The sequence below is a fragment of the Agrobacterium sp. 22-209-1 genome, from assembly GCF_053522485.1.
Window position 1 is genome coordinate 175,362 of record NZ_JBNWCH010000003.1, and the last position, 25,168, is coordinate 200,529.

Here is a 25,168-nt window from a genome sequence, read left to right on the forward strand (position 1 = left end):
GAGTTTCCAGACATGTTCAATGCAGATTTTCGCGAGGGATTGAAGAGCGGTTTCCCGATCGCCCTCTCCGCCGCCCCTTTCGGTGCGCTGTTTGGCGCGGTCGCAGTCGATAACGGGCTCAGCGTCACCGAAGCCACGATCATGAGCGGCACCGTCTATGCGGGCGCGAGCCAGCTCGTCGGTATCGAATTGTTCGGCCAGAAGGTTGCCCCCTGGCTGATCGTTCTATCTGTCTTCGCCGTCAATTTCCGCCATATCCTCTATTCCGCCGCCATTGCCCGGATGATCTCGAACTGGTCTTTCCTGCAAAAAGCCGCGGGCTTCTTCGTGCTGGTCGATCCGCAATTCGCCGAATCGGTCAGAAAATACGAAAATACCGGCACGGTCGGCTTTTCCTGGTACATGGGCTTTGCAGCGCCGGTCTATGTGCTGTGGCTGGCCATGACCATTCTCGGCGCATCGCTCGGCAATATGGTCGGCGATCCGAAAGCCATCGGGCTTGATGTGCTTTTGCCGATCTATTTCATGGGCATGGTCTTAAGCTTCCGCCAACGGGAGAATTTCTATCCGGTCATGCTGGCAAGCGCTGCCGGCGCGACGGTCGCCTATCATTTCGTCGGTTCGCCCTGGCATGTCAGCCTCGGCGCGGTTGCCGGAATTGTCGTTGCGGTCCTCTATCCGCCGAAACCAAACGGTGAAGCGGCCAATCCCGAAAGCAAGGCGGACACACCATGAGCGACATGCTGCACGCCGATACGATGATCCTGATCGCGCTCGCCGCCATCGCCACCTATCTCACCCGGATCGGCGGCTATGTGCTGATGACGCGGATGAAATCCATTCCGCCGCGCATGGAGGCCGGGCTGAACGCCGTGCCGGTTGCGGTTCTGACCACGCTCGTCGCACCCGCCTTCTTCGAAGGCGGATACGAGGTGAAGATCGGCATGGTGGCGGCCCTTCTGGTCTGCCTGCGCTTTCCGGGCCTGACGATGCTCGCCATCGGCTGGGCCATCGTCATCGCCATCAGGCACTTCTCGCTGTTTTAGGCGGCCCGCTCGAGCGGCTTCGTCGCGGCAACGAGCCACACCTTCACCTCTTCATCGGTGATGAGCGGAGAGAGCTTTTCCAGAACGTCGGCGTGGTAGGCGTTCAGCCAGTCGAGTTCCTCATCGGTCAGCAGGGACACGACGACCAGCCGGCGGTCGATGGGGCACCAGGTCAGCGTCTCGAAGGAAAGCATCGGCTGGTCGCCGCCGGCCACGTCTTCCGCCTCACGCACATAGACGAGGTTCTCGATGCGGATGCCGAAAGCGCCGGGACGGTAATAACCCGGCTCGTTGGACAGGATCATGCCGGGCAGCAGCTCCTGCGTCGAAAGCCTTGCAATGCGCTGCGGCCCCTCATGCACGGAGAGATAGGAGCCGACACCGTGGCCGGTTCCATGAGCATAATCCGCCCCCGCCTTCCAGAGCGCGATACGCGCCAGCGGATCGAGATCGCAACCGCGCGTTCCCTTCGGAAACCGTGCGGTGCTGATACCGATCATGCCCTTCAGCACCAGTGTGAAGAAACGCTTCTGCTCTTCCGGGACGGCGCCGATTGCAATGGTACGGGTGATATCAGTGGTGCCGTTGACATATTGGGCGCCAGAATCGACGAGGAACATCTCCCCCTCCGCAAGTGTGCGGTCGGTATCGGTGGTGACGCGGTAATGGATGATGGCGGCATGTTCGCCAGCGCCGGAAATCGTATCGAAAGACACGTCCTTCAGCGGGTTTTGCAGCCCCTGCCCCACCTTGACCCGAGCGGCTTCCAGCGCCTTGACGGCGGCGATTTCGGTGACGCTGCCCGGCTGCTGGCGGTCCAGCCAGCAGAGATATTCGACCATGGCCGCGCCGTCCTGCACGTGGGCGGCTGCCGAGCCGGCCAGCTCCGCCTTGTTCTTGCGCGCGCGCGGCAGGCGAACGGGATCGGCCTCCTCGATCAGCGAGCCGCCCGCCGCCGTGATTGCGCCGGTCAGCGCCACCGGGGTCAGGTCCGCATCCACCATGACGCGGCCCTTGGCGCTTGCAATGGCATGCAGACGGTCAGCGATCTTCGACGGCGGCAATTGTGTCGCGAGTTGCGCCAGATAGGCCTCGGTCTCGATGCCCGTCTTGCGCTTGTCGAGAAAAATATCTGCCCTGCCGTCGGCATAGATGATGGCGCGGGCGAGTGGATGCGGCGTGTGCGGCACGTCGTTGCCGCGAAGATTGAAAATCCAGGCGATGGAGGATGGATCGGTAACCAGCAGGGCGTCCGCGCTCTTTGCCGAGACCGTCTCCGCCAGCGAGGCGATCTTTTCTTTCGCCAGCCTGCCAGTAAAGGCCTCTGGCTGGATAACGACGGGCTCCAGCGGCTCGGAGGGACGGTCCTGCCAAAGGGCATCGAGCGGATTCTTTTCCAGGAGAACGACCGAACCGCCCCTGCCGGCAAGCGCCTTTTCCAGCCGCTTCAACTCCGCGCCGGTGTGCAGCCACGGATCGATGCCGAGCCGGAAACCCTGCGGAGCATGTTCGGCGAGCCAGACGGAAGGCGGCGCGCCAACCAGATCGCCGCCGCTGAAGATCGATTGATCGACCTGCGACTTGAGCTGCGTCGTATAACGGCCATCGACAAAAACCACCGCCTCCGTGCGCGTCACCAGCGCAATGCCGGCGGAACCGGTAAAGCCGGTAAGCCAGGACAGGCGCTCGGCACACTCCGGCACATATTCCCCCTGATATTCATCGGCGCGCGGCACCAGAAAACCGTCGATGCCAAGGGCATCGAAACCGGCGCGCAGCGCCTCGACGCGGGCCTTGCCAAATTGCGGCGCGGATTTGTTTTCGAAGGTCTGGAACATGGGCGTCTTTCGGGAACTGTCATGAGAAAAGCAGCAAGGTTGCGCCGTCAAATCATTGGCGCGCAACGACAATGCCACGCGGACAAAGCCGGTTTCAAGCCATATATGACAGATCGGATTGCGGCGACAAATTGTGCATATTTCGCAAAATAAGTAATACTCTAGGCGAAGCGACATGCATCAAACGCATATCTAACCTGACATATCCCCTCTAACTAAACAAAAACACATCGCTTATCTTCAGATCAACACAGCGAGAGAGACACTCTCCTGGCAAACAAGGATTTGAAGAAATGGCAAAATCTTTCCTCCGCACCGCCTTCGATCGCGTTGTTGAAGCACGCGAGCGTCAGGTCAGCCGCCATGTCAACGCCGCCCTTCTGAACCTCGACGACAAGTCGCTGGAAGCGCTCGGCATGAACCGCGCCGATCTGCGTCGCAAGGCAAAGTCCAGCTACGTATTCTGATTAATTCCGGCGCGGCGATCCTCCCTCCACCGCGTCTGATCAGGAATACGTCGACCCGCTTGAGCAAGCTCCTCCCATGCTCGCGGGTTTCCAGGCGGCGCGAAAGCGCCGCCTTTTCTTTTGTCGGAAATCAATGTTGCGAGAACTTCAGTCCTTGCGCAGATGCAGCGTTACCCAGCCATTGCGCCAGATGGTACGGACATGGGAAAGCCTTGCGCCATTGTATGCGGAAAGCACCTTCCAGCGCTGCGATGCGAGAATGCCCGACAGGATCACGGTGCCGCCTGGCGCCAGATGCGTGACGAGCTGCGGCGCCATCTTGATGAGCGGCCGCGCCAGAATATTGGCGATGATGAGATCGAACGGACCATGCTTGCGGAAGGCATCCGAGTGGAAACCCGGTGCGGTCTCCAGCGCCATCCCGGAAACAATGCCATTCAGCCGCACATTTTCCTTCGCCACCTTGACGGCGATGGGATCGATATCCGTCGCAAGCACGGGAATGGGACGCATCTTGCGCACAGCAATTGCCAGAACGCCGCTGCCAGTGCCGAGATCCAGCGCATTTCGCACGGTCCGCGCCCGCAGAACCTCCTCAATCATCTCAAGGCAACCTGCCGTCGTGCCGTGGTGGCCTGTGCCAAAAGCCTGGCCCGCCTCGATTTCAATCGCCAGATCGTTCGCCTGCACCTTGTCGCGATCATGCGCGCCATGCACGATGAAGCGCCCCGCCCGAACCGGCTTCAGCCCCTCGAGAGACTTGGCGATCCAGTCGACATCGGGAACGGTCTCCTTCTCGATGACGAGACCGGGAAATGCGGGAGCAAGCAGCGCGCTGACGCGCTCGCGGAACTCCTCTTCCTGATCGGCCATCAGATAAACCGAAGCTTCCCAGATATCGTGCTTCTCATCCACCTCGGTGGTGGCGATCGCGACATCCTCCTCGCCGAAATAGTCCGACATGAGATCGAGGATTTCACCCGCCTGGATTTCGGTCGTGGTGACGTAAAGTCGGATTTCGCTCACGGCGGGCTGCTTTCTCTGGCTAATAGTTCTGCGTCTGCCTTTGCCACAAAACCGCAGTCAGTCCAATAAGCTGCGCGTAATTAAACCTTCGTACCCTTCAGAAGATTCTGAAGTTTCTGCTCGGCGACGTCAGGGTTTTCGCCATAAGCGATCGTTCCTGCAAAGCGGCCGTTGGCATCAAGCAGGATCACGGACGCCGTGTGATCCATGGTGTAATCGCCATTCGGATCCTTCTCGTCCACCGGTACCTTCTTGGCATAGATGCGGTAGCCCTTCAGAGTCTCGGCAATCTTGTCGGCCGGGCCGGTGATGCCGGTGATCCGCTTCGAGACATTGGAGACATATTGCTGCATGATCTCAGGTGTATCGCGCTCGGGATCGACGGAGACGAAATAGGCCTGCAGCTTGTCGCCGGCCGGGTCCACCTTCTCCATCCAGCCGTTCAGTTCGAAAAGGGTTGTCGGGCAGACTTCCGGGCAATGGGTGAAGCCGAAGAACAGCGCTGTCGGCTTTCCCTGGAACGCCTTTTCGGTGATCGGCTGGCCATTTTGCGCCGTGAGTTGGAAGGGCACGCCATAGGCCGTCTCGACCATCTGCTCCCGGGTTTTCGTCATTTCGATCGTCAACCAGCTGACGACGCCGGCGAGAACGAGCACGACGGCCCACAATACGATGCGAATATTTCTCATTGTCCAATCCTACCCCGAAAGCCGGCGGCATGTCGCTGGCCCTGACAGACAGATAACGAAAGGCGACCGGGACGGCAAATCAACTGGGCGTATTTGCGGGAACCGCGCTGATTTGTCACAAATCCGCAGCCGGAAAGCACGTCACAGACACCATGCGATGCCGCTCTGCACCGTGGAAAGGAAAATATCCGTGCCGTGCCGCACCCAGCCGTCAAAGGCAAGAAGCACGACGGCAAGCGAGGCCAAAGCGGCAAGACTAGCCAGAATAAACTTCAGCGGCTGGGAAACGAGCGCGTTCATATGCCAATCATAACCTGTTTTCGTGGGCGCGAAAACCGCCAAAATACTGGGTTTTGCCGGCGGGGCAGCCGCAATTGTTAGGGAAAGTTTAAAATCTTGCTGTGCATTATGACCGTAGCGGTTTTCAAGCCTCGACATGATGTCTCCCGGTCAATTCTCCGGCCACCGCATAAAGCTCAATCCTGCGCGGGCCTGTTAGAGAGCCATCAGAGGAAACCTGCCGTCATGTCCAACGCCATAAAACAATCCGGCGCATATCTCGAAATCGTTTCCTTCCACCTGAGCGATCAGGAATTCTGCATCGACATCATGGCGATCCGCGAAATCCGCGGCTGGGCGCCGGTTACCCCGATGCCGCACACCCCGCCCTATGTTCTCGGCCTCATCAACCTGCGCGGCGCCGTCATTCCCGTCATCGACATGGCCGGCCGCCTCGGCATGAAAATGACCGAACCGTCCGAGCGCTCCGCTATCATCGTCACCGATATCGGCGGCAAGCTGGTCGGCCTTCTGGTGGAACAGGTCTCCGACATGATGACCATCCGCTCCGAAGACCTGCAGCCCGCGCCCGATATCATTCCGGAAGAGCAGCGCAGCTTCTGCCGCGGCATCGTGGCGCTGGAAAAGAGCATGGTTTGCTTCCTCAACCTCGACACAGTGATTGCGGACGAGTTGGCACGCGAAGCAGCCTGATCCAGGCATCTATAGCGCAACTGCGAGGGCGGGCCTTACGGCTTGCCCTTTTGCCATGTGACCTGCTGGTTATAGAGCGGCACCGTGGAAATCGCCATCTTGGCCGAACCGTCGGTCAGCTCCCGCGCATGCACCAGATAGATCAGTGTGTCATTCCCCTTGTCATAGACGCGGCTGACGACGAGCTTCTTCCAGACCAGCGACATGCCCTGCCGGAACACCTCTTCTCCGCCCTTCGACAGATCGATGTCGCCGATCTCAACCGGTCCCGTCTGGCTGCAGGAAATGGCGTTGTTGGAGGGGTCTTCGAACCAGTTGCCGTTTTTCAGCCGGTCGATCACACCGCGGTCGAAATAGGTAACGTGGCAGGTCACACCCTTGATCTTCGGATCGGCAATCGCCTCGATGACGATGTCGTTGCCAATCCAGTCGACACCGACCTCACCGACCACCTGCGAATGCGCCGCTGTCACTGGAAGCAACGCCAGAAAGCCCGCAAACAAACCCGACAGAGTTTTCTTCGTCATCGCATCTTCTCCGTTACGCTGCTTCAAACATAGGTGGAAGCCGCCGTTACGCAACCCGGGAGACGGTGCGTTTTTTCATGCTGCAGGGCTGGTAGCCGGTGGCGGTGAGACGCCCCGCGACCATGCCGATCTTTTCCGGAAGATCGCGAACATGGGCAACGCGAAGCGCCTTGGCGGCGGCAATAGACGCGGCCGCGCAGACGACGGCGTCTTCGGCGGCATTGTGATGCACGAAACGTAGCTGGAGATGGTGGGCGATGACATTCAGCTTGTGCGACGCCAGATTGGGCCAGACATGCCGGGCGATCTTGACGCTGCATAGATAAGAAAGATCGGGATAGGACTGCCGGTATTTATCGAAGGACGCCCGCATGACGCTGAAATCGAAGGCGGCATTATGGGCGATCATGGTGGCGCCGTAGAAGTCGTCGATGAACTCCTCCATCACCTCAGGGAATTCCGGCGCGTCCTCGACATCGTCAGGGCGAATCCCGTGCACGGCAATGTTGAAGGACGAAAACCGCATGTCCTTTGGCCGGATGAGACGCTCCTCGACGCGAACGATCTCGCCGTCCTCTATCCACGCAAGCCCGACGGAGCAGGCACTGCCCCGTTCCTCATTGGCGGTCTCGAAATCGATGGCGATTGTTTTCAAGAGTGATTCCCGTTGTTTCATTCCGGCATAAACCGGATTGACATCAAAGAGAACCGGCCTCGGCTGACCGCGCTTCCAAAAGCATCCAGTCGATGAGCGTCACCAGATCGGGATTATCGAGCATACGCCTGGGATAAACGAGGAAATAGGCAAGCGTACTGGCCATATCCTTGCCGAAGGGCGCGATCAATGCACCTTCCGCAAGCTCGCGGGAAACCAGCGAGCGCCGGGTCAGTGCAATACCATGCCCGGCCTTGGCCGCATCCAGCGCGCCGTTGCTGTCGATGAAGACGGTGCCGCCGGAGGCATCCACATCCGATGTTCCCGCCGCCTCCAGCCAGCGCCGCCATTCATTGCGGTTCTCATCGTGCAGGAGCGGAATGGATTTCAGGTCCCCCGCTTCCTGAAGCGGTCCATATTTTTCCAGAAGTTGCGGCGCACACACCGGCAGGGTGCTGTCATCAATGAAGCGGATGCTCTCCAGCCCTTCATACCGACCAAACCCGTGCCGTACCGCCAGATCGACATCGTCCCTCGAAAAATCCACCAATCGGTTCGTCACGCTGATGCGGACATCCACCTGCGGGTATTGCTGCTGAAAAGCAGGCAGTCGCGGCATCAGCCACTGCACGGCGAAAGTCGGCGTGCAGCTCAGCGTGAGCACCGTGATTTCGGAACGCGCCGTCAGTTCCGCCGTCGCCTCGCGCATCATCCGGAAGGCGGTGCGAAGCGCGCCGTAATAACGCTCCCCCTCACGCGTCAGCTGAATGCTGCGCGGCTTGCGGAAAAACAATTGCACGCCAAGCCGCGCCTCCAGCTCCCGGATTTGCAGGCTGACCGCGCCGGGCGTGACGTTCAGCTCGTTGGAGGCGAGCGTGACACTGCGATACCGCGCTGCGGCCTCGAAGGCCTGCAACCCTTTCAACGAAGGAAGTTCGGCTACCATGGTTTAGGTCACCTCAATTATCGCACGAGAAACAATCGTTTGAAAAAACCATAAAACAAGGAGTAGATAGACGCAATAAGACCTAAAACGCATTAAAAACCACCCATCTTCAACTTGAGATAAACTCAATCAATATCGGGTGGATGGCGGCCATCCCGCCTGCGATCATGTCCATATTCAAGCTTTGGGAGACGACGATGGCGATACAGAAACAGATGGATGCCGGTGAATGGGCGATGCTTGTCGCGCTTTCGCTTCTGTGGGGCGGATCGTTCTTTTTCATCGGTGTTGCGGTCAAGGAATTGCCGCCCGTCACCATCGTCACGCTGCGTGTCAGCCTGGCGGCGATCGCGCTTCTGATCGTCTGCCGCATCATGGGCCTTCACCTGCCGCGTGAATGGGCGGTGTGGCGTGCCTTTTTCGGCATGGGCCTGCTCAACAACATCATCCCCTTCTGCCTGATCGTCTGGGGCCAAACCCAGATCGCCAGCGGGCTTGCCTCGATCCTCAATGCCACGACGCCGCTCTTCACCGTCATCGTCGCGCATTTTTTGACCGCCGACGAGAAGATGACCGGCAACAAGCTGACCGGGGTCGTGATCGGCTTTGCCGGCGTGGCGACCATGATCGGCCCGGCCGCCTTCACCGGCTCATCCGGCCTCTGGGGCCAGATCGCCATTCTCGGCGCCGCCGTCTCCTATTCCTTCGCGGGCATCTTCGGTCGCCGTTTCAAGGCCATGGGCGTACCGCCGCTGATGACCGCCACCGGCCAGATCTCCTCCTCGACACTGATGCTCATCCCGGCCGCCCTCCTTATCGATAAACCATGGATGCTGGCCATGCCGGGCCTCGGCACCTGGGGCGCGCTTGTCGGCATCGCCCTCCTGTCGACAGCGCTCGCCTACCTGATCTTCTTCCGCATCCTCGCCAGCGCCGGCGCCACCAACCTCGCTCTCGTCACCTTCCTCATTCCCGTCAGCGCCATCCTGCTCGGTTCGCTCCTCCTCGGCGAGCAACTGGAAATAAAGCACTTCGCCGGCATGGCGATGATCGCCGCCGGTCTTGCGGCGATCGACGGCAGGCTGCCGGCAAAACTCCGAAGACTGTTGCGCAACGCGCCCGCTTGACAGGAACACGGGGCAAAAGCATTCTGCACGCATGATCGCAACGAAGCAGAATACCACCCCTCGCCATACCATCACCGGCCATTCGGCAGGGAAAGGTGTGTCGTCGCGTTAAGCGATCCATTTTTACCCTGCCAAGAGAGCAGGGTTCGCAAACCTGCTCCCCACACGCCCCCAATACGCCCAAGGAGACAGGCATGCAGAACTTGAAATTTGCCGATAATGAAGATTCGCAATTCAGCTTGAACGAAGTCATCCTGCGTGCGGCGCGCCTGGACGATGCCGAAGCCTTGACCGAAATGTTCAACCTGCCCGGCGTCCGTCACGGCACGCTTCGACAGCCGTTTCAGTCCGTTGAAAAGACACGGAAATCGATGGAAAACCGCGGCCCGAACGATATCGCCATCGTTGCCGAATGGCGAGGAAAGATCGTTGCCAATGCTGGACTGTTTCGCAGGGCGGGAAGGCAGTCCCACATTGCCGATCTTGTGATCAGTGTTCACGACGATTTTGCCGGTAAACGAGTGGGATCACACCTTCTCGCAGCGCTGATAGATACCGCCGACAATTGGCACGACATCAAGCGGATCGAACTCAATGTTTTCACCGACAATCTCCCGGCAATCAGGCTTTACGAGAAATTCGGCTTCGAACGCGAAGGCACCCTTCGCAACGACGCCTACCGCGATGGAAAATACGTCGATGCTCACGTGATGGCGCGTCTTAGATAGGAAACGTCAGTTTTCAAGGTGATCCGCGAACACTTCCCGAATGGTCCTTCGTGACCATTCGGCCATTTTTTTGTTACGTCCACGTTCGGCATCCAGAACGATCAAAGCCTTCCACAGCGCCCAGCCACGCCCCCGCTGCCATGTGGCGTCGTCCAAAGGCAGGGCGGCGCGGAAGGCCGCGCGGCTATCCCCTTCGAACAGGTTCCATGCAAGGACAAGGTCTGACGACGGATCACCAATGCAGCAACTGCCGAAATCGATGACGGCCGACAGGCGTCCGTCGCGGAATAGCAGGTTGCCGTCCGAAACATCGCCATGCACCCAGACCGGGGGCAGATGCCAGCGGCTGGACAATGCGCACTGCCAGATTTCCATTGCCAGCCCGGCATCGACCTCGCCGGCAAGCGTCTGCATGGACGCCCTCGCCTCTTCGTCATAGACGTGCAATGCGCCGCCGCGATGGAAATTATGTATGCCGGCCGGCGGTCCGTCGGAAGTATCGAGGGCGTGCAGGGCATTCAGGAAGGAAGCGACATCGGCCGCGACTTGGGAAAGATCAACCGAGGCCAGATGATTGATGAGCGGCTCTCCTTCCAGCCAGCCATAGACCGACCAGGGCCAGGGGTAATCCGCGCCGGGCTTTCCGCAGGCAAGAGGCGCTGGAACCGGCATCGGCAAATGGCTGGCGAAAAAGGGTAGCCAGCGATGCTCCTTTTCCACCTGCGCCACATAGCGCTCGGCACTCGGCAGCCGCACCAGCATGGCCTCGCCCAGCCGGAAACTGCGATTGGACCAGCCAGCATGATCGACAGGACTGACATCGAGCGCCGCCCAGTGCGGAAACTGGCAGGCGATCAGCGCCCGGACCTGCTCTTCGGACACAACGATACGGTCATCCAATGGCTCATCTCCTGATCAGAACCGGCCATGTAATCGCTAAAAACAACATTACCATGACGGAACCTCAACCGCCGATCAATGCCAGCCACTCATCCTCGTCCATGGTCTGCACGCCCAGTTCCGTCGCCTTGGCAAGCTTGGAACCGGCCCCCGGCCCCGCCACCAGAATATCGGTCTTTTTCGACACCGACCCCGCGACTTTCGCACCAAGACTTTCAGCGCGGGCCTTCGCCTCGTCACGGGTGAATTTTTCGAGCGAGCCGGTGAAGACCACAGTCTTGCCCGCTACCGGGCTGCCATCGGTCGAGGGCTTTTCGGCTTCCTTCGGGCGAAGCTCCCGTATCAGCCTGTCGATGACATCGAGATTGCGCGGCTCTTTGTAGAACTCGATGATGGCGCGCGCCACCACCTCGCCGATGCCATCGATGCTGTTGAGTTCAGCCCAGGCGTCACTTGCAGGATCAGCCGCCGCCTTCATCGCCTCCTCGAAATGCTCATAAGTGCTGTAAGAGCGCGCCAGAAGCTTCGCCGTGGTCTCGCCCACATGACGGATGCCGAGAGCGAAAATCAGCCGGTGCAGATCGATCTCGCGGCGGGCATCGATGGCGTCGAACAGCTTCTTGACGCTGACCTTGCCGAAGCCGTCGATATTTTCGAGCTTGGTCAGATGAGACGCCTCCTGTCGCGCCTTCAGCGTGAAAATGTCAGGCGCTGTCTTGATCGAGAGCGCAGGATCGTCGCTTTCGAAGAAGAAATCGATCTGCTTCGTGCCAAGCCCCTCAATGTCGAAGGCATTGCGCGAAACGAAATGTTTGAGATGCTCCACCGCCTGCGCCCGGCAGACGAAACCGCCGGTGCAGCGCGTGACCGAATCGAGCTTGCCGGTCTTTTCATTGCGCTCCCGCACCGCATGGCTGCCACAGACGGGGCATTTCTCCGGGAAGGCATATTTCACCGACTCAGTCGGACGCTTTTCCAGAAGCACATCCAGCACCTGCGGAATGACATCGCCGGCGCGCTGCACAATGACTGTGTCGCCGATGCGGATATCGTGGTCTTCCGGGCGGATGCGCTCGCCGCTATTGCCGATACCTTCGATATAATCGGCATTGTGCAACGTCGCATTGGTAACGACGACACCGCCAACGGTGATCGGTGTGAGCCGCGCCACCGGCGTCAAGGCGCCAGTGCGCCCCACCTGTATCTCGATATTCTCAACGGTGGTGAAGGCCTGCTCGGCCGGGAACTTATGCGCGGTGGCCCAGCGCGGGCTGCGCGAGCGGAAACCAAGCCGTTCCTGCAAATCGAGTCGGTCGACCTTATAGACGACGCCGTCGATATCGTAATCGAGATCGGGCCGCGCGACGCCGATTTCGTTATAATGTTCAAGCAATTGCTGGACCGAGGTGAATCGCTTCATCAACGGATTGACCGGGAAACCCCACTCGCGGAACTTCTCAACAATGCCGTATTGCGTATCGGCGAGCCGCGCCGGCTGGCCGCCATTCGAAACCTCGCCCAGCGCATAGGCGAAGAACCGCAGCTTGCGTTTCGCCGTGACATTGGCGTCGAGCTGGCGCAGCGAACCGGATGCCGTGTTGCGCGGGTTCACATAGGTCTGCTTGCCTTCGGCCTCCATCTGGGCATTGAGCGCCAGAAAGTCGCTCTTGGCCATATAGACCTCGCCGCGTACTTCCACCACATCGGGCGCATCGGCGGGCAGTTCGTCCGGAATTTCCTTGATGGTCCTGATATTGGCGGTGACATTTTCACCGGTCGTGCCGTCTCCTCGCGTCGCCGCCGTCTTCAGCCTGCGGTTCTCGTAGCGGATCGACATGGAAAGCCCGTCAATCTTCGGCTCGGCGGTAAAGGCGATGGAATCGTCCGGCAGATGCCCGAGGAAGCGATAGACGGAACTGACGAAATCCCGCAGATCCTCTTCCGAAAAGGTATTGTCGAGCGACAGCATCGGCCGCGCATGCACGATGGGCGCAAAGGTCGGAAGCGGCGCGAAGCCGACTTTTCTCGACGGGCTGTCGGCCCGCACCAGCGCCGGGAAAGCCGCTTCGATGGCGTCATTACGACGCTTCAGCGCATCATATTCGGCGTCCGTAATCTCCGGCGCATCCTTGCCGTGGTAAAGCGCATCATGCCGCGCAAGCTCGGCCGCCAGAAATGCAAGCTCGGAAGAGGCTTCAAGCTCGGTGAGGTTTTCGACGGATTTCTGGTCTTGCGACATGACGGCCTCTTTTCGGAATTACCGAACGCTTTTAGCCGAAAGAACAAACATTAAAAACAGTTTTGCCGTTGGACTCACAGGCCGCATCCGCTTGCGCAAGGCAACGGGTAGCCGTCAGTCCTTGGCCGCCAGCAGGCGAGCCGCCGCAGCCCTAGCCTCGTCCGTCACCGATGCGCCGGCCAGCATGCGGGCGATCTCTTCGGTGCGGTGCTTCGGCTCCATGGTGGCCACGCGCGTCGCGATACGCTCGCTGCCGTCGCCGGATGGACCCTTGGAAATGAGAAGATGAGTGGCCGCCCGCGCCGCCACCTGCGGCGCATGGGTGACGGACAGGACCTGCACGGTTTTCGACAGGCGGCGCAGCCGCTGGCCGATGGCATCCGCCACCGCGCCGCCAACGCCCGTATCGATTTCGTCGAACACCAGGGTCGGCGCCGAACCACGATCCGCCAGCGCCACTTTCAGCGCCAGCAGGAAGCGGGACAATTCGCCGCCCGAGGCCACTTTCATGATCGGGCCGGGGCGTGTGCCCGGATTGGTCTGGACGTGGAATTCCACCGTGTCGATACCGTCCGCCGTCGCTTGTTCGGGATCGGAGGTCACCTCGACGGTAAACCGCGCCCGTTCCAGCTTCAGCGCCGGCAGTTCTGCCATCACCGCGTTGGAAAGCGCTTCCGCCGCGTGGCGGCGTTTGTCGGAAAGCGATTGCGCGGCACGGTCGAAATCGGCCTTCACCACGCCGAGATTGGCCTCAAGCTTGCCGAGCTTTTCTTCGCCGGCATCGAGATCGGCGAGATCGGCCACCATTTTTTCGGCGAGAGCCGGCAGATCGGGTACGGCGATATTGTATTTGCGCCCGGCAGCACGCAGCGCGAACAGCCGCTCCTCCACCCGCTCCAGCTCACGCGGATCGAATTCGGTGCGGCGCAGGGCCGCCTCCACTTCCATCTGTGCGTTGGAGAGACTGTCCAGCGCGGCATCCAGCAATTGTACGGTGTCTTCCAGCAATCCCGGCGCTTCGTGGCTCTTGCGCTCCAGACGCCGCATCATCGACGCGATGACAGGCACAGGCGACGCATTGCCGTTCAGGAACTCGCTAGCCTCCGCGATATCGCCGGCAATGCGTTCGGATTTCTGCATCACCGCCCGGCGCTCGGCCAGCTCCTCCTCTTCGCCGTCGCGCGGCGAGAGCGTCTCCAGTTCCTCGACGGACGAGCGAAGGTAATCCGCCTCGCGCGCCGCCGCCTCCACCTTGGCGCGGTGCGTCTTCAGCGCACGTTCGGCGTCCTTAAAGGTGCGGTATAGGCCCTGAACAGCGCGAGCCTCATCGCTCAGCCCAGCAAAGGCGTCCAGCAGCGTGCGGTGCGCATCGGTATCGACAAGCGCGCGATCATCATGCTGACCATGAATTTCCACCAGCAATTGCCCGAGCTGGCGCATCATTTGCACGCTCACGGCCTGATCGTTGACATAGGCCTTGGTTCGCCCGTCGGCAGATTGCACACGACGAAAAATAAGGTCGCCATCGTCATCAAGGCCGTTTTCGCGCAGGAGAAGCCGGGTGGGATGATCATTCGGGACTTCGAAGGTGGCCGTCACCTGCCCCTTGTCCTCGCCGTGCCTCACAAGGCCGCCATCGCCGCGGCCACCAAGCGCCAGCGAAAGACTATCGAGAAGAATGGATTTGCCCGCACCCGTCTCGCCCGTCAACACGGAAAGGCCCGCCTCGAAACCGAGGTCGAGCCTTTCGATGAGAACGATATCGCGAATCGAGAGCTGGACCAGCATGGCCTATGCCCCGTCTCAAGCGCCGATGAGCTTCTTGCCGGCGCGCGAAATCCAGGACCCCTTGTTTTCACGCGGCTCCAGCCCCTGACCCTTCAGCAGCTTGTAGGAATCCGCATACCATTGGCTGTCAGGATAGTTGTTACCAAGAACGGCAGCCGCGGTCTGCGCTTCGTCCACCAGGCCCATGGCGTAATAGGCTTCGGTCAGACGCGCCAGCGCTTCCTCGATCTGGTTGGTGTTCTGGTACTGCTCGACGACGATGCGGAAACGCGAAACGGCGGCGAGATATTCCTTGCGCTCAAGATAATAACGGCCGACCTGCATTTCGCGGCCGGCGAGCTGGTCGCGGGCAAAACGGATCTTGGCCTGTGCGTCGGCGACATATTCCGAATCGGGATAGTCATTGACGACCTTGTTCATCGCCTCGACGGTGCGCTGTGCTGCGCGCTGGTCCTGTGTGACATCGGAAATCTGCTTCGAATAGGCAAGGCCGATCATGTACTGAACATAAGCGGCATCTTTCGCGCGCGGATATTGCCGCAGGAACCGGCTGCCAGTGGTAATCGCCACATCATTCTTGTTGGTGCGTGTGGCGATAAAAGTCTGCATCACCAGCGCCTTCTGGCCCCATTCGGTGAACGGATATTGCTTGTCGATCGCCTCGAACTTGCGTGAGGCTTCTGTCATGTTGCCAGCGTTCATGTTGGCAAGCCCCTGCTTGTACAGAACGTCAGGCGGATCGGTCTCGACGCCGAGCTTGGTGATGTCGATATCCGGATCGGACTGGCAGGCCGTGATGGCGACACTCGCGCCGACCAACATCAACGAAACGGCGATCCCCCGCATCGTACCCTTCATTGCACCAGACCCTACATGCTTCATTCGACAGTTCCCACTTCCCGCGCAAATACATAAGCATCGGCTTTGCAATGGCGTTCTAGCCATAAAAGCATCCGCAGGGCAACGCAATGATGACGCATTAACGCATTTTTATGGCATCCACCCATGCAATCGCATGAATATCAGACGATATAACGCAACTTCTTGTTCGCATCACGAAAAAGCCGCCCCAAAGGGAGCGGCTTTTTCTGTCAATTGATAGCCTGCGAAGGAACTCAAGCAGACCAGGGTGCGAATTCCGGCATGTTGACAGCAACGAATTCGCGGGCGCGAACCATCTGGTTGCGGGCTGCCGGCGCTTCGACGATCTCATAGGCCGTGCGGTCGCTCAAAAGCGCCTTCAGCGCATTCGCATTGACCTTGTGGCCGCCGCGGTAGGAGCGGTAGCAGCCGATGAACTGCGCACCGGCAAGCGCCAGATCGCCCACGGCGTCCAGCGTCTTGTGACGGACGAATTCGTCCTTGGCGTAACGCAGGCCTTCCATGTTGATGACGCTGTTGTCATCGGAAATGACGACCGAGTTCTCAAGCGAAGAGCCGAGCGCATAACCGGCGGCCCACAGGCGCTCCACGTCACGCATGAAACCGAAGGTACGGGCACGCGACAGTTCGTTCTTGAACGTTTCCGCCGTCAGGTCGCCCTTCCAGGACTGCTTGCCGATCAGCGGCGTGTCGAAATCGATATCCACCTCGAAGCGCGTACCGTCGTAAGGACGGAATTCCGCCCAGGAGGCGCCCGAATCGATACGCACCGGCTTCGTGACGCGGATATAGCGGCGCTTCACGCCGAGGTTCTTGATGCCGACGGATTCGATCGCCTCGATGAAAGGCGCCGAGCTGCCGTCCATGATCGGAACTTCCGGACCGTCGACCTCGATGATGAGGTTGTCGAGGCCCATGGCGTAGATGGCGGCCATGACATGCTCGATCGTCGCGACAGACTGCGTCAGCGAGCGGCCGAGCACCGTGCAAAGATCGGTGTTACCGACATTGGCGGACACCGCCTTCAGTTCGGTAACGCTGCCATTGTCATGAAGGCGATTGAAAACGATGCCCGTTCCAGCTTCTGCGGGCTGGAACGTCATCGAGACCGGATTGCCGGAATGCACGCCAATGCCTTTAAGCTGAACAGCATGTGCGATAGTTGTCTGAAATCCGAGCAGTCCGATGGTCATGCGAATATGCCTTGTTTTGCAAACCGCGCCGCTTGGGCCAGCGCCGTTCAAAGTTTTCAAGCCGGGTTTTAACGACCGGCAAAGTCAATCTGTTCCTTTACCCAGCCTCATACATACGCACATGTAGGTGCCACGACAAATCACTGTTCGTTTCGGATTGTTACATGCACAAGCCGTTGAAAATACGAATTAATTTAGTGTTAACACGTGAAATAAACATAACGCCCGGATCGTGTGATCCGGGCGTTTCAAGGGGATTATGGAATCGCCTTTAGTTAGACTGGCGACGCAGGAAGGCCGGGATTTCCAGCTGGTCATCATCGTGATGGCTGGAGGAGGCAGGCGTTGTGCGGCCGTGGTCGTCAAGCTGGCCACGACGCGGTGCGTAGAGGCTTGCTTCCGGCGAAAGCGGCGCGCGGCGCTGCTGCGGAGCCATGCTCGGTGCGTCCATCATGTCGGAGGGAACTTCTTCTTCTTCGCGGCGACCAAGCGAGTTGGTGATGCGCTTCAGAAGACCCATCGGGCCACGCTCTTCCTGGGCGGCAGGAGCGGCATGGGTGCGATGTTCCATCTCGGCCTTGACGACCGGCGGGAAGTCTTCGACCTTCGGCATGCGAACCGGCTCGGGCTGGCGCGCAACCGGTGCGGGCTCCTGATAGACGGGCGCCTGCGGCTGCTGCATGCGCGGCGCCGGAGCGGAAACCTGTTCCGGAGCATGATAGGCCGGAGCCTGGGCTACCGGAGCCGGAGCCGCCTGCTGAACTGGACGGAGAGCCGCCGGCGCTTCAGCCGGAGAAGATGCGAACAGCTTGCTCTGCGGACGGAAGTCCTGTGCCGGCTGCTGGTGTGCGGCGAAACCGAGTTCACGTTCCATTTCGGCTTCTGCCGAACGGATGGTCTGCGCGATCGGGTCTACGGCCTTCGGTGCCTGCGAGACTGCGGCAGGCTGGACTGCGGCCGGAGCGGGAGCAACGGCCGCGGAAGGACGGATAAGCGGCTTTGCAGCGGCGGCTGCGGCGCGCATTTCGGCAACGTTCTGCTCGCCGACGCCTGCAACGCGGTCAATACCGGTTGCAACGACGGAGACGCGGATGAGACCTTCCAGCGCTTCGTCGAATGTTGCGCCGAGGATGATGTTCGCATCCGGATCGACTTCTTCGCGGATACGGGTCGCCGCTTCGTCGACTTCGAACAGGGTAAGATCGCGACCACCGGTGATGGAGATCAAGAGGCCCTGTGCGCCCTTCATCGAGGTTTCGTCCAGCAGCGGGTTGGCGATCGCCGCTTCCGCAGCCTGCATCGCACGGCCCGGACCGGAAGCTTCGCCGGTGCCCATCATCGCGCGGCCCATCTCGCGCATGACCGAACGGACGTCGGCGAAGTCGAGGTTGATGAGACCTTCCTTCACCATCAGGTCGGTAATGCAGGCAACGCCGGAATAGAGAACCTGGTCGGCCATGGCGAAGGCGTCCGCAAAGGTCGTCTTGTCATTGGCAATACGGAAGAGGTTCTGGTTCGGAATGACGATCAGCGTATCGACGGACTTCTGCAGTTCCTCGATGCCCTGTTCGGCAAGACGCATGCGGCGGCCGCCTTCGAAGTGGAAAGGCTTGGTAACGACGCCGACCGTCAGGATGCCCTTGTTGCGGGCAGCCTGTGCGACGACGGGAGCAGCGCCCGTGCCGGTGCCCCCGCCCATGCCGGCGGTGACGAAGCACATATGGGTGCCGTTCAGGTGATCGATGATCTCGTCGATGCATTCTTCAGCGGCAGCGCGACCGACTTCCGGCTGCGAACCGGCGCCGAGGCCCTCGGTGACGTTGACGCCGAGCTGAATGACCCGATCTGCCTTCGTCATGGTCAGCGCCTGCGCATCCGTGTTGGCGACGACGAAGTCGACGCCCTGGAGGCCGGCCGTGATCATGTTGTTGACAGCGTTACCACCGCCACCGCCGACACCGAAGACGGTGATGCGTGGCTTCAGCTCTGTGATATCAGGCTTCTGCAGCTGTATCGTCATTTTAACATTCCTTCTTTCTCTGGCCGCATCGCCCCGCTGGCCGATTCTTGAAACTCAACTCTGAAACCTCCGGCTTGCGCCACGAGGCCACTCAAAAACTCTCTTTCAGCCATTGCCCCACCCGGGCTATCCGGCCGCTACCGTTGCCGAACGGCGAGAACATTCCGCCTTGCGCCGCATGAATTTCGATATCCGCCACCTGCGGATAGATCATCAGTCCGCACGCCGTCGAAAAGGCAGGGCCCTTTGCCGCGACCGGAAGACCGGCCACACCCATGGGGCGGCCGATACGAACGTTGCGGGCAAGGATGCGCCGCGCCGTTTCCGGCAGACCCGTCAGCTGGCTTGCGCCGCCGGTCAGGACGACGCGCTTGCCGACAATCGGGCTGAAGCCGGACTTCTGGATACGATCACGGATCAATTCCAGCGTCTCTTCGATACGTGCCCGCACGATGCGGGTAACAAGTGCTCTTGAAACTTGCAATGGTTGATCGCGATCGTCTTCGCCAATCGGCGGGATCGAAATCATGTCGCGCTCATCCGCGCCATTCAGCAAAGCCGAACCATGCACCACCTTCAGTCTCTCCGCATCTTCGATTCGTGTCGAGAGGCCTCGTGCAAGATCTGTCGTAACGTGATGGCCGCCAAGCCCGATTGCGTCGGTATGAATGAGCCGGCCTTCGGCGAAAACCGAGATCGTCGTGGTGCCGCCGCCCATGTCGATGGCCGCACAGCCGAGTTCAACTTCGTCATCCACCAGTGCCGCAAGACCGCTGGCATAGGGTGTCGCCACCATGCCCTCGACCGAAAGATGCGCGCGATTGACGCAAAGCTCGAGGTTCTTCAGCGCCGTGCGTTCGACAGTCACCACATGCATGTCGACACCGAGAAGATCGCCATACATCGACAGCGGATCACGAATGCCGCGCTCGCCATCCAGCGAATAACCTGTTGGCAGCGAATGCAGGATGGCCCGGTCCAGACGCATGGATTGCTGGCTTGCCGCCACCAGAACCTTGCGCAGATCGCTTGCTTCCACTTCCTGACCACCGAGATCGATGCTCGCGGTGTAGATATCGCTCGCCAGCCGGCCAGCCGACACATTGACGATCAGGCTGTCGACGGTAAGCCCCGCCATGCGCTCGGCCGCATCGACCGAAAGACGGATCACGCCTTCCAGCGCGTCGAGATCGGCGATCACGCCGGACTTCACGCCGCGCGAACGCTGGTGGCCAATGCCGATGATTTCGACCTTGTGGGTACGGCCGGGCAGGATTTCGCTTTCCTGGCGCGGCGTAAGCCGGCCGATCATGCACACGACCTTGGTCGAGCCGATGTCGAGCACCGAAACGATGTGGCTGCGCTTGGAAGACAATGGCTTCAGGCGAGGCAGGCCGAAATGGGAAGAACCGAAAAAGCTCATGTGTTCTTCTCCGCCTTCTTGAGAGCCTTGGTGCGCGCGTCGACAGCGGCCTGACGGCGCTCGGCGGCGCCCTCGGTCAGCTGGATCGTGGTGCGGTCCGACAGCCGCAGATCGACGGCGGCGACATCGCGCGACAGCACCTTTTCCTCGAGATCGAGCCGCGCCAGCAATTGCAACGCCTGCGGCAGGTTTTCTTCCGGCAGCTTGACGACGATGCCGTTATCGAGATGCAGATCCCAGCGGCGGCCGGCAATGCGGACATAGGCGCGAACGCGGTTGCGGATTTCCGGCCAGTCGGCCAGTTGCGCGACAAAACCGGCAGCACCCGTTTCCGCGTCGCGGCCGACGAAGAGCGGCAGGGAGGCGAATTTATTATCCCGCAACGGCGCAATCACGCTGCCATTTTTTTCGATCAACGACAGTTCTGTTCCGTGCTGCCAGATGCCGAAGGCCTGACGCTCCTTCAGCCGGACTTCCACGGTCTTGGGATACACCTTGCGGATATCGACATCTTCCACCCAGGGAAGCTGCACCAGCTTGCGGCGCGCCGCATCGATATCAAGCGCAATCAGCGAGGTGCTGCCGTCGAGGCCGAGAAGCTGGAATACATCGATTTCGGAGGTCTGCCGGTTGCCGGAGACCTTCACATCCTCGACTGCGAAACCGGCAGCCGAGGTCGTCGTCTGGGTGACGATATTGGTGTGGCCACCGAGCGACATGCCGTAAAGCCCGATCACCGCGTAAAAGGCGAAAGCCGAAATCGTGCCGGTATGGGCGGGAATGTGAATGCGTCCGGTCGCAAGGCTGACACCGAAACGCACGAAGCGACGCAGCGGACGCGGCAGCACCCTGCGATCGTCGGCATTGGCCGCCGCCGCATATTGCTCGCGCTGTTTTGCCGTCGACTTTTTGCCGGTCACCGCAAACACGAAGCGTCCTCCACCATCCAGCTGACAAGGTTACCAAAGGAGCGGCCAGCATGGGCCGCCATTTCCGGCACCAGGGAGGTCGGCGTCATGCCCGGCTGCGTATTCACTTCAAGCCAGATAACTTCGCCATCTTCTGAGAAACGGTCGTCGTAACGAAAGTCTGAACGGCTTACGCCACGGCATCCGATCGCCCGATGCGCCATAACCGCCAGTGTTTGAATTTTTTGGTAAATTTTCGGTGAAATTTCTGCGGGAATGACATGTTTCGAGCCACCAGCCGCATATTTCGCATCATAATCATAGAAGTTGTGACCGAGCGGCACCACTTCGGTGACGCCCAGCGCCTCGCCGTCGAGTACACCGCAGGTCAATTCCCGGCCGTGAATATAGCGCTCGACCATGACCTGATCGCCGTAACGCCATTCCGACGAGGTGAGAATCTGCGGCGGATGCGACTGGTCTTCCTTGACGATCACGACACCGAAGCTCGAACCTTCGCGCACCGGCTTCACGACGTAGGGCGGCGCAAGCGGATGTTCGCTGGTGAAATCGAAGCGGTTCATGACACGCTCGGCAGCCACCGGGATGCCGGCAGCCGCGGCAACTTTCTTGGCCTGCGCCTTGTCCATGGCAAGCGCGGAAGCCAGCACGCCGGAATGCGTATAGGGAATCGCGAGATATTCGAGGACACCCTGAATGGTGCCGTCTTCGCCGAAGGGACCGTGCAGTGCATTGAAGGCGACGTCCGGGCGCAGCTCGTCGAGTACGGCGGCGATATCGCGCCCCACATCGACCCGGGTGACCTTGTAGCCCTCGTCTTCCAGAGCCTGCGCGCAAGCGTTGCCCGACGACAGGCTGACCGGCCGCTCCGACGAAAATCCACCCAAAAGAACAGCTACGTGCTTGCCGCTCATCGAACCCTCTGACACCAACTCTCCGTTACGAACCACGCCCCGAACCGACCGGATTTGACGAACGGTGATTCTGGCACATGATCCTTGAGATCAGTTAAACGCCATTAAGGTTAATGAATCGTTTACTTTCGTTAACCGCCGCGTCCAACGTGCCGAGTTTCGTTAAAGAATCAGCACCGATCCGGATTCCCTCCTTGGAATCAGAGAGTTGCACGGATTGCAACATACAGGTTTTCAATGATCGAAAATAAAACGGCAGCCGCACGGCTCCTGCTCCGCGATAAAGGCAAGGTCGAAACGTTAACAGACGGGATTATTCCCCAGGGAAAATTATCTGGCGTTTCAGCGTTTTAAAACCGCGGCCTGAATCAGTCTCTCAATCGCCAAAGCATCCTCGAGAGGTATAACCACACGTGTCGCGCTGATAGATCACAATATCTGCATTATTTCTTTTTTAGCATTCCCTGAGCACAAAAATTACGTTAACGCAGTCATCGCCTCCCAAGGCATGACATTGAAATCATTCAAAATGGAACCAATACCATGACCGACGCGATATCTACGGTATCGCCGACGGCTGACAATTCGAACGTTGTAAAGACAAATTCGCCTGCACGAGTTCTCACTGCCAGTCTGGTCGGCACGACCATCGAGTTTTTCGACTTCTACGTTTACGCCACGGCCGCAGTGCTCGTGTTCCCCACCTTGTTCTTCCCGAACAGTGACCCGATGACGGCGCTTCTGGCGTCCTTCGCCACCTTTTCCATCGCTTTTTTCGCCCGCCCGCTGGGCGCTGTGGTCTTCGGCCACTATGGTGACCGTGTCGGCCGCAAGACCACCCTTGTCGCCGCTCTACTCACGATGGGCGTCTCCACCGTCGTGATCGGCCTCCTGCCATCCTATGAGACCGCCGGCGTTCTGGCCCCGCTGCTGCTCGCGCTTTGCCGCTTCGGCCAGGGTTTCGGCCTCGGTGGCGAATGGGGCGGCGCCGTCCTGCTCGCCACGGAAAACGCACCTCCGGGTAAGCGTAGCTGGTACGGCATGTTCCCGCAGCTCGGCGCACCGGTTGGCCTGTTCCTTTCGTCCGGCGTGTTCTGGATCCTGCTGCACTTCATGTCTCAGGAAGCGCTTTTGAGTTGGGGCTGGCGCATTCCCTTCGTCGCCTCGATCATCCTGATCGCGGTCGGCATGTGGGTTCGCCTGTCGATCACCGAAACGCCCGACTTCCAGAAGGCAATCGAAAAGGAAGAGCGCGTGGCCGTGCCGGTTGCGGAACTGTTCCGCAACCACAAGCGCAGCCTCGTGCTCGGCACCTTCGTGGCGCTGGCCACCTTCGTGCTCTTCTACATCGGCACCGCCTATCTGCTCTCCTACAACGTCAAGATTCTGAAAATCCCGTTCCTCGACGCGTTGGAAGTGCAGATCCTCGGTTCCATCGTTTTCGGCATCTTCATTCCGATCGCCGGCAAGCTCGCCGAAAAATTCGGTCGTCGTGAAATCCTGATCATCACGACGGTGCTGATCGGCCTGTTCTCCTTCCTGCTGCCCGGCCTGATGTCCGGTGGCGAAGGCTCGATCTTCGTCTTTGCTGCTCTGGCGATGATGCTGATGGGCATGACCTACGGCCTGATTGGAACAGCGCTTGCCGCGCCCTTCCCGACCCGGGTGCGCTACACCGGCTCGTCCATCACCTTCAACATGGCCGGCATTTTCGGCGCTTCGCTGGCGCCTTACATCGCCACATGGCTGCAGGTGAATTACGGCATGGGTTATGTCGGTTACTATCTTTGTGTATCGGCGCTCATCACGCTCGCCTGCATCCTTATATCCCGCAAGGACGAAGTCTGATCTGAGACGCTCGACGGCAAAAAAGCCCGCGAAACCTTCATTTCGCGGGCTTTTGTCTGTCAATTTCTGCTTAAGCCACCGACTGACGCCGCTCGACATGGCCCACCATGCAGACGCGATTGCGTCCGCCATCCTTTGCCCGATAAAGCGCAAGATCGGCATTGTGCATGACCTTGTCGAAAATTTCGGCGTCGCCGCGAAAAGCGACACCAATCGAAATCGTCACCGTGATCCGAAGGCCTTGATGCTCCACCGGCGTCGCCGCGACGGCTGCGCGCACCCTCTCGCACATCTGCAGGAAGGCCAGCCGGTTGGTCTCCTGGACGACCACAAATTCCTCGCCGCCCAGGCGCGCGACATGCGCTGGAGGATCGAAATGCTCCCTTATCCGGCGCGCAACACTTGAAATGACGAGATCGCCGACGAGATGGCTGTGCCTGTCATTCACCGATTTGAAATGATCGATATCGAGGAAGGCGACGCAGTAGTCGCTGCCGAGTTTATCACATGCCGCATAAAGGCCGAGCCGGTTGCTAAGGCCAGTCAGGGCGTCCGTATGGCTCAGATGCAGAAAGCGCTCGTGGGATTGCACGAGAATTTGCACTTCCCTCGCATTCAGCCAGCAGACTAGCAATGTCACCGTAAACGCCACGGCCCCGCCAAGTGTCACAGCCAACATGATCCCGTTGAAGAGATCGGTCACGAGCCCGAACTGCGCGAGAAGCGTCAGGCCACCCGTGCACATCAGAATAACAATGAGCGTGACGAGACACGCAATACGAATGGAGAATTCCATCGGCTGGAGCCGCCGCCGACCCTCGAGCGTCGCGACCGAAAAACTCATCATCTCGATCGTTTTTTTCCAAAGATCCAACATCATGCTCAAGGGCACCTAGATCACATATTTCCGTTAGAATTACCTAATAAAAAAACAATATAAAATTTAAAACCGAGACCTCGCCCGGGCCGATCAAGTATTTACCCCAAAAG

The 25,168-nt window shown here is 59.7% G+C and carries 24 protein-coding genes; 7 read left to right on the top strand and 17 right to left on the bottom strand.

Annotated features, from left to right (window positions below; genetic code table 11):
* Positions 1-12: 12 nt before the first annotated feature.
* Both ACQZ48_RS08745 and ACQZ48_RS08750 read left to right on the top strand, forming a co-directional pair.
* Positions 13-735 carry an AzlC family ABC transporter permease gene (locus ACQZ48_RS08745; protein ID WP_077981695.1) on the top strand — a complete coding sequence of 241 codons (723 nt, stop codon included), beginning with the start codon at positions 13-15 and terminating at the stop codon, positions 733-735.
* Complete coding sequence (locus ACQZ48_RS08750) at positions 732-1,046, top strand: AzlD family protein (RefSeq protein WP_374638364.1); 315 nt, start codon at positions 732-734, stop codon at positions 1,044-1,046. The genes ACQZ48_RS08745 and ACQZ48_RS08750 overlap by 4 nt, the downstream gene beginning before the upstream one ends.
* Here the strand turns inward: ACQZ48_RS08750 and ACQZ48_RS08755 are convergent.
* The gene (locus ACQZ48_RS08755) at positions 1,043-2,884 is read right to left on the bottom strand and encodes an aminopeptidase P family protein (RefSeq protein WP_448728736.1); all 1,842 of its coding nucleotides are present in this window, start codon (positions 2,882-2,884) and stop codon (positions 1,043-1,045) included. The two genes, ACQZ48_RS08750 and ACQZ48_RS08755, sit on opposite strands and share 4 nt — an antisense overlap.
* A 293-nt stretch (positions 2,885-3,177) precedes the next feature.
* Between ACQZ48_RS08755 and ACQZ48_RS08760 the strand changes: the two genes are divergently transcribed.
* On the top strand, positions 3,178-3,351 hold the full coding sequence (locus ACQZ48_RS08760) for a hypothetical protein (protein ID WP_003522343.1): 174 nt from the start codon (positions 3,178-3,180) through the stop codon (positions 3,349-3,351).
* A 147-nt stretch (positions 3,352-3,498) separates the two neighbouring features.
* Here the strand turns inward: ACQZ48_RS08760 and ACQZ48_RS08765 are convergent, their stop codons facing one another.
* The 3 genes from ACQZ48_RS08765 to ACQZ48_RS08775 form a co-directional block, all read right to left on the bottom strand.
* The gene (locus ACQZ48_RS08765) at positions 3,499-4,377 is read right to left on the bottom strand and encodes a 50S ribosomal protein L11 methyltransferase (RefSeq protein ID WP_448728737.1); all 879 of its coding nucleotides are present in this window, start codon (positions 4,375-4,377) and stop codon (positions 3,499-3,501) included.
* Positions 4,378-4,457: 80 nt separating this feature from the next.
* The gene (sco, locus tag ACQZ48_RS08770; RefSeq protein ID WP_077981691.1) at positions 4,458-5,066 is read right to left on the bottom strand and encodes a cytochrome oxidase assembly protein Sco; all 609 of its coding nucleotides are present in this window, start codon (positions 5,064-5,066) and stop codon (positions 4,458-4,460) included.
* Positions 5,067-5,207: 141 nt separating this feature from the next.
* Positions 5,208-5,366 carry a hypothetical protein gene (locus ACQZ48_RS08775; RefSeq protein WP_244614207.1) on the bottom strand — a complete coding sequence of 53 codons (159 nt, stop codon included), beginning with the start codon at positions 5,364-5,366 and terminating at the stop codon, positions 5,208-5,210.
* A 225-nt stretch (positions 5,367-5,591) separates the two neighbouring features.
* On the opposite strand from ACQZ48_RS08775, the gene ACQZ48_RS08780 reads away from it, so the two are divergent.
* Positions 5,592-6,059: a chemotaxis protein CheW gene (locus ACQZ48_RS08780; RefSeq protein ID WP_004430791.1), complete on the top strand. Its 468-nt coding sequence runs from the start codon at positions 5,592-5,594 to the stop codon at positions 6,057-6,059.
* Positions 6,060-6,094: 35 nt separating this feature from the next.
* Here ACQZ48_RS08780 and ACQZ48_RS08785 read toward each other — a convergent pair whose 3' ends face one another.
* From ACQZ48_RS08785 to gcvA, 3 genes are read right to left on the bottom strand one after another with little or no spacing between them, the layout of a single operon-like run.
* A complete protein-coding gene (locus ACQZ48_RS08785; RefSeq protein ID WP_077981689.1) occupies positions 6,095-6,586 on the bottom strand; it encodes a CreA family protein in 492 nt (163 codons plus the stop codon).
* Positions 6,587-6,632: 46 nt separating this feature from the next.
* Entirely contained in the window at positions 6,633-7,241 is a 609-nt protein-coding gene (locus ACQZ48_RS08790) for a 3'-5' exonuclease (RefSeq protein ID WP_077981770.1), read from the bottom strand.
* A gap of 43 nt (positions 7,242-7,284) precedes the next feature.
* Positions 7,285-8,187, bottom strand: coding sequence for a transcriptional regulator GcvA (gene gcvA, locus ACQZ48_RS08795; RefSeq protein ID WP_191217562.1), 903 nt, complete (start codon positions 8,185-8,187; stop codon positions 7,285-7,287).
* 197 nt (positions 8,188-8,384) lie between these two features.
* Between gcvA and ACQZ48_RS08800 the strand changes: the two genes are divergently transcribed.
* Entirely contained in the window at positions 8,385-9,314 is a 930-nt protein-coding gene (locus ACQZ48_RS08800; RefSeq protein ID WP_165691106.1) for a DMT family transporter, read from the top strand.
* 194 nt (positions 9,315-9,508) lie between these two features.
* A complete protein-coding gene (locus tag ACQZ48_RS08805; protein WP_191217583.1) occupies positions 9,509-10,042 on the top strand; it encodes a GNAT family N-acetyltransferase in 534 nt (177 codons plus the stop codon).
* Between the two features lie 6 nt (positions 10,043-10,048).
* Here the strand turns inward: ACQZ48_RS08805 and ACQZ48_RS08810 are convergent, their stop codons facing one another.
* From ACQZ48_RS08810 to ACQZ48_RS08850, 9 genes are all read right to left on the bottom strand, one after another.
* Positions 10,049-10,942 (bottom strand): aminoglycoside phosphotransferase family protein, encoded by an 894-nt coding sequence (locus tag ACQZ48_RS08810; protein WP_191217561.1) that lies wholly within the window; start codon positions 10,940-10,942, stop codon positions 10,049-10,051.
* A 64-nt stretch (positions 10,943-11,006) separates the two neighbouring features.
* A complete protein-coding gene (ligA, locus tag ACQZ48_RS08815) occupies positions 11,007-13,181 on the bottom strand; it encodes an NAD-dependent DNA ligase LigA (RefSeq protein WP_191217560.1) in 2,175 nt (724 codons plus the stop codon).
* A gap of 114 nt (positions 13,182-13,295) precedes the next feature.
* On the bottom strand, positions 13,296-14,969 hold the full coding sequence (gene recN, locus ACQZ48_RS08820; RefSeq protein ID WP_191217559.1) for a DNA repair protein RecN: 1,674 nt from the start codon (positions 14,967-14,969) through the stop codon (positions 13,296-13,298).
* Positions 14,970-14,984: 15 nt separating this feature from the next.
* The gene (locus tag ACQZ48_RS08825; RefSeq protein ID WP_077981683.1) at positions 14,985-15,851 is read right to left on the bottom strand and encodes an outer membrane protein assembly factor BamD; all 867 of its coding nucleotides are present in this window, start codon (positions 15,849-15,851) and stop codon (positions 14,985-14,987) included.
* 233 nt (positions 15,852-16,084) lie between these two features.
* On the bottom strand, positions 16,085-17,044 hold the full coding sequence (lpxC, locus tag ACQZ48_RS08830) for a UDP-3-O-acyl-N-acetylglucosamine deacetylase (protein ID WP_077981682.1): 960 nt from the start codon (positions 17,042-17,044) through the stop codon (positions 16,085-16,087).
* A gap of 271 nt (positions 17,045-17,315) precedes the next feature.
* Positions 17,316-19,064: a cell division protein FtsZ gene (ftsZ, locus tag ACQZ48_RS08835; protein ID WP_077981681.1), complete on the bottom strand. Its 1,749-nt coding sequence runs from the start codon at positions 19,062-19,064 to the stop codon at positions 17,316-17,318.
* A 91-nt stretch (positions 19,065-19,155) separates the two neighbouring features.
* Positions 19,156-20,487 (bottom strand): cell division protein FtsA, encoded by a 1,332-nt coding sequence (gene ftsA / locus ACQZ48_RS08840; RefSeq protein ID WP_191217558.1) that lies wholly within the window; start codon positions 20,485-20,487, stop codon positions 19,156-19,158.
* Positions 20,484-21,416: a cell division protein FtsQ/DivIB gene (locus tag ACQZ48_RS08845; protein ID WP_162520299.1), complete on the bottom strand. Its 933-nt coding sequence runs from the start codon at positions 21,414-21,416 to the stop codon at positions 20,484-20,486. Before ACQZ48_RS08845 ends, ftsA begins: the two co-directional genes overlap by 4 nt.
* Positions 21,404-22,330, bottom strand: a complete 927-nt coding sequence (locus ACQZ48_RS08850) for a D-alanine--D-alanine ligase (RefSeq protein WP_080790320.1) — start codon at positions 22,328-22,330, stop codon at positions 21,404-21,406. Before ACQZ48_RS08850 ends, ACQZ48_RS08845 begins: the two co-directional genes overlap by 13 nt.
* Positions 22,331-22,873: 543 nt before the next feature.
* On the opposite strand from ACQZ48_RS08850, the gene ACQZ48_RS08855 reads away from it, so the two are divergent.
* Entirely contained in the window at positions 22,874-24,178 is a 1,305-nt protein-coding gene (locus tag ACQZ48_RS08855) for an MFS transporter (RefSeq protein ID WP_448728738.1), read from the top strand.
* 70 nt (positions 24,179-24,248) lie between these two features.
* Here the strand turns inward: ACQZ48_RS08855 and ACQZ48_RS08860 are convergent, their stop codons facing one another.
* Positions 24,249-25,058 (bottom strand): GGDEF domain-containing protein, encoded by an 810-nt coding sequence (locus ACQZ48_RS08860; RefSeq protein ID WP_077981677.1) that lies wholly within the window; start codon positions 25,056-25,058, stop codon positions 24,249-24,251.
* Positions 25,059-25,168 lie beyond the last annotated feature (110 nt).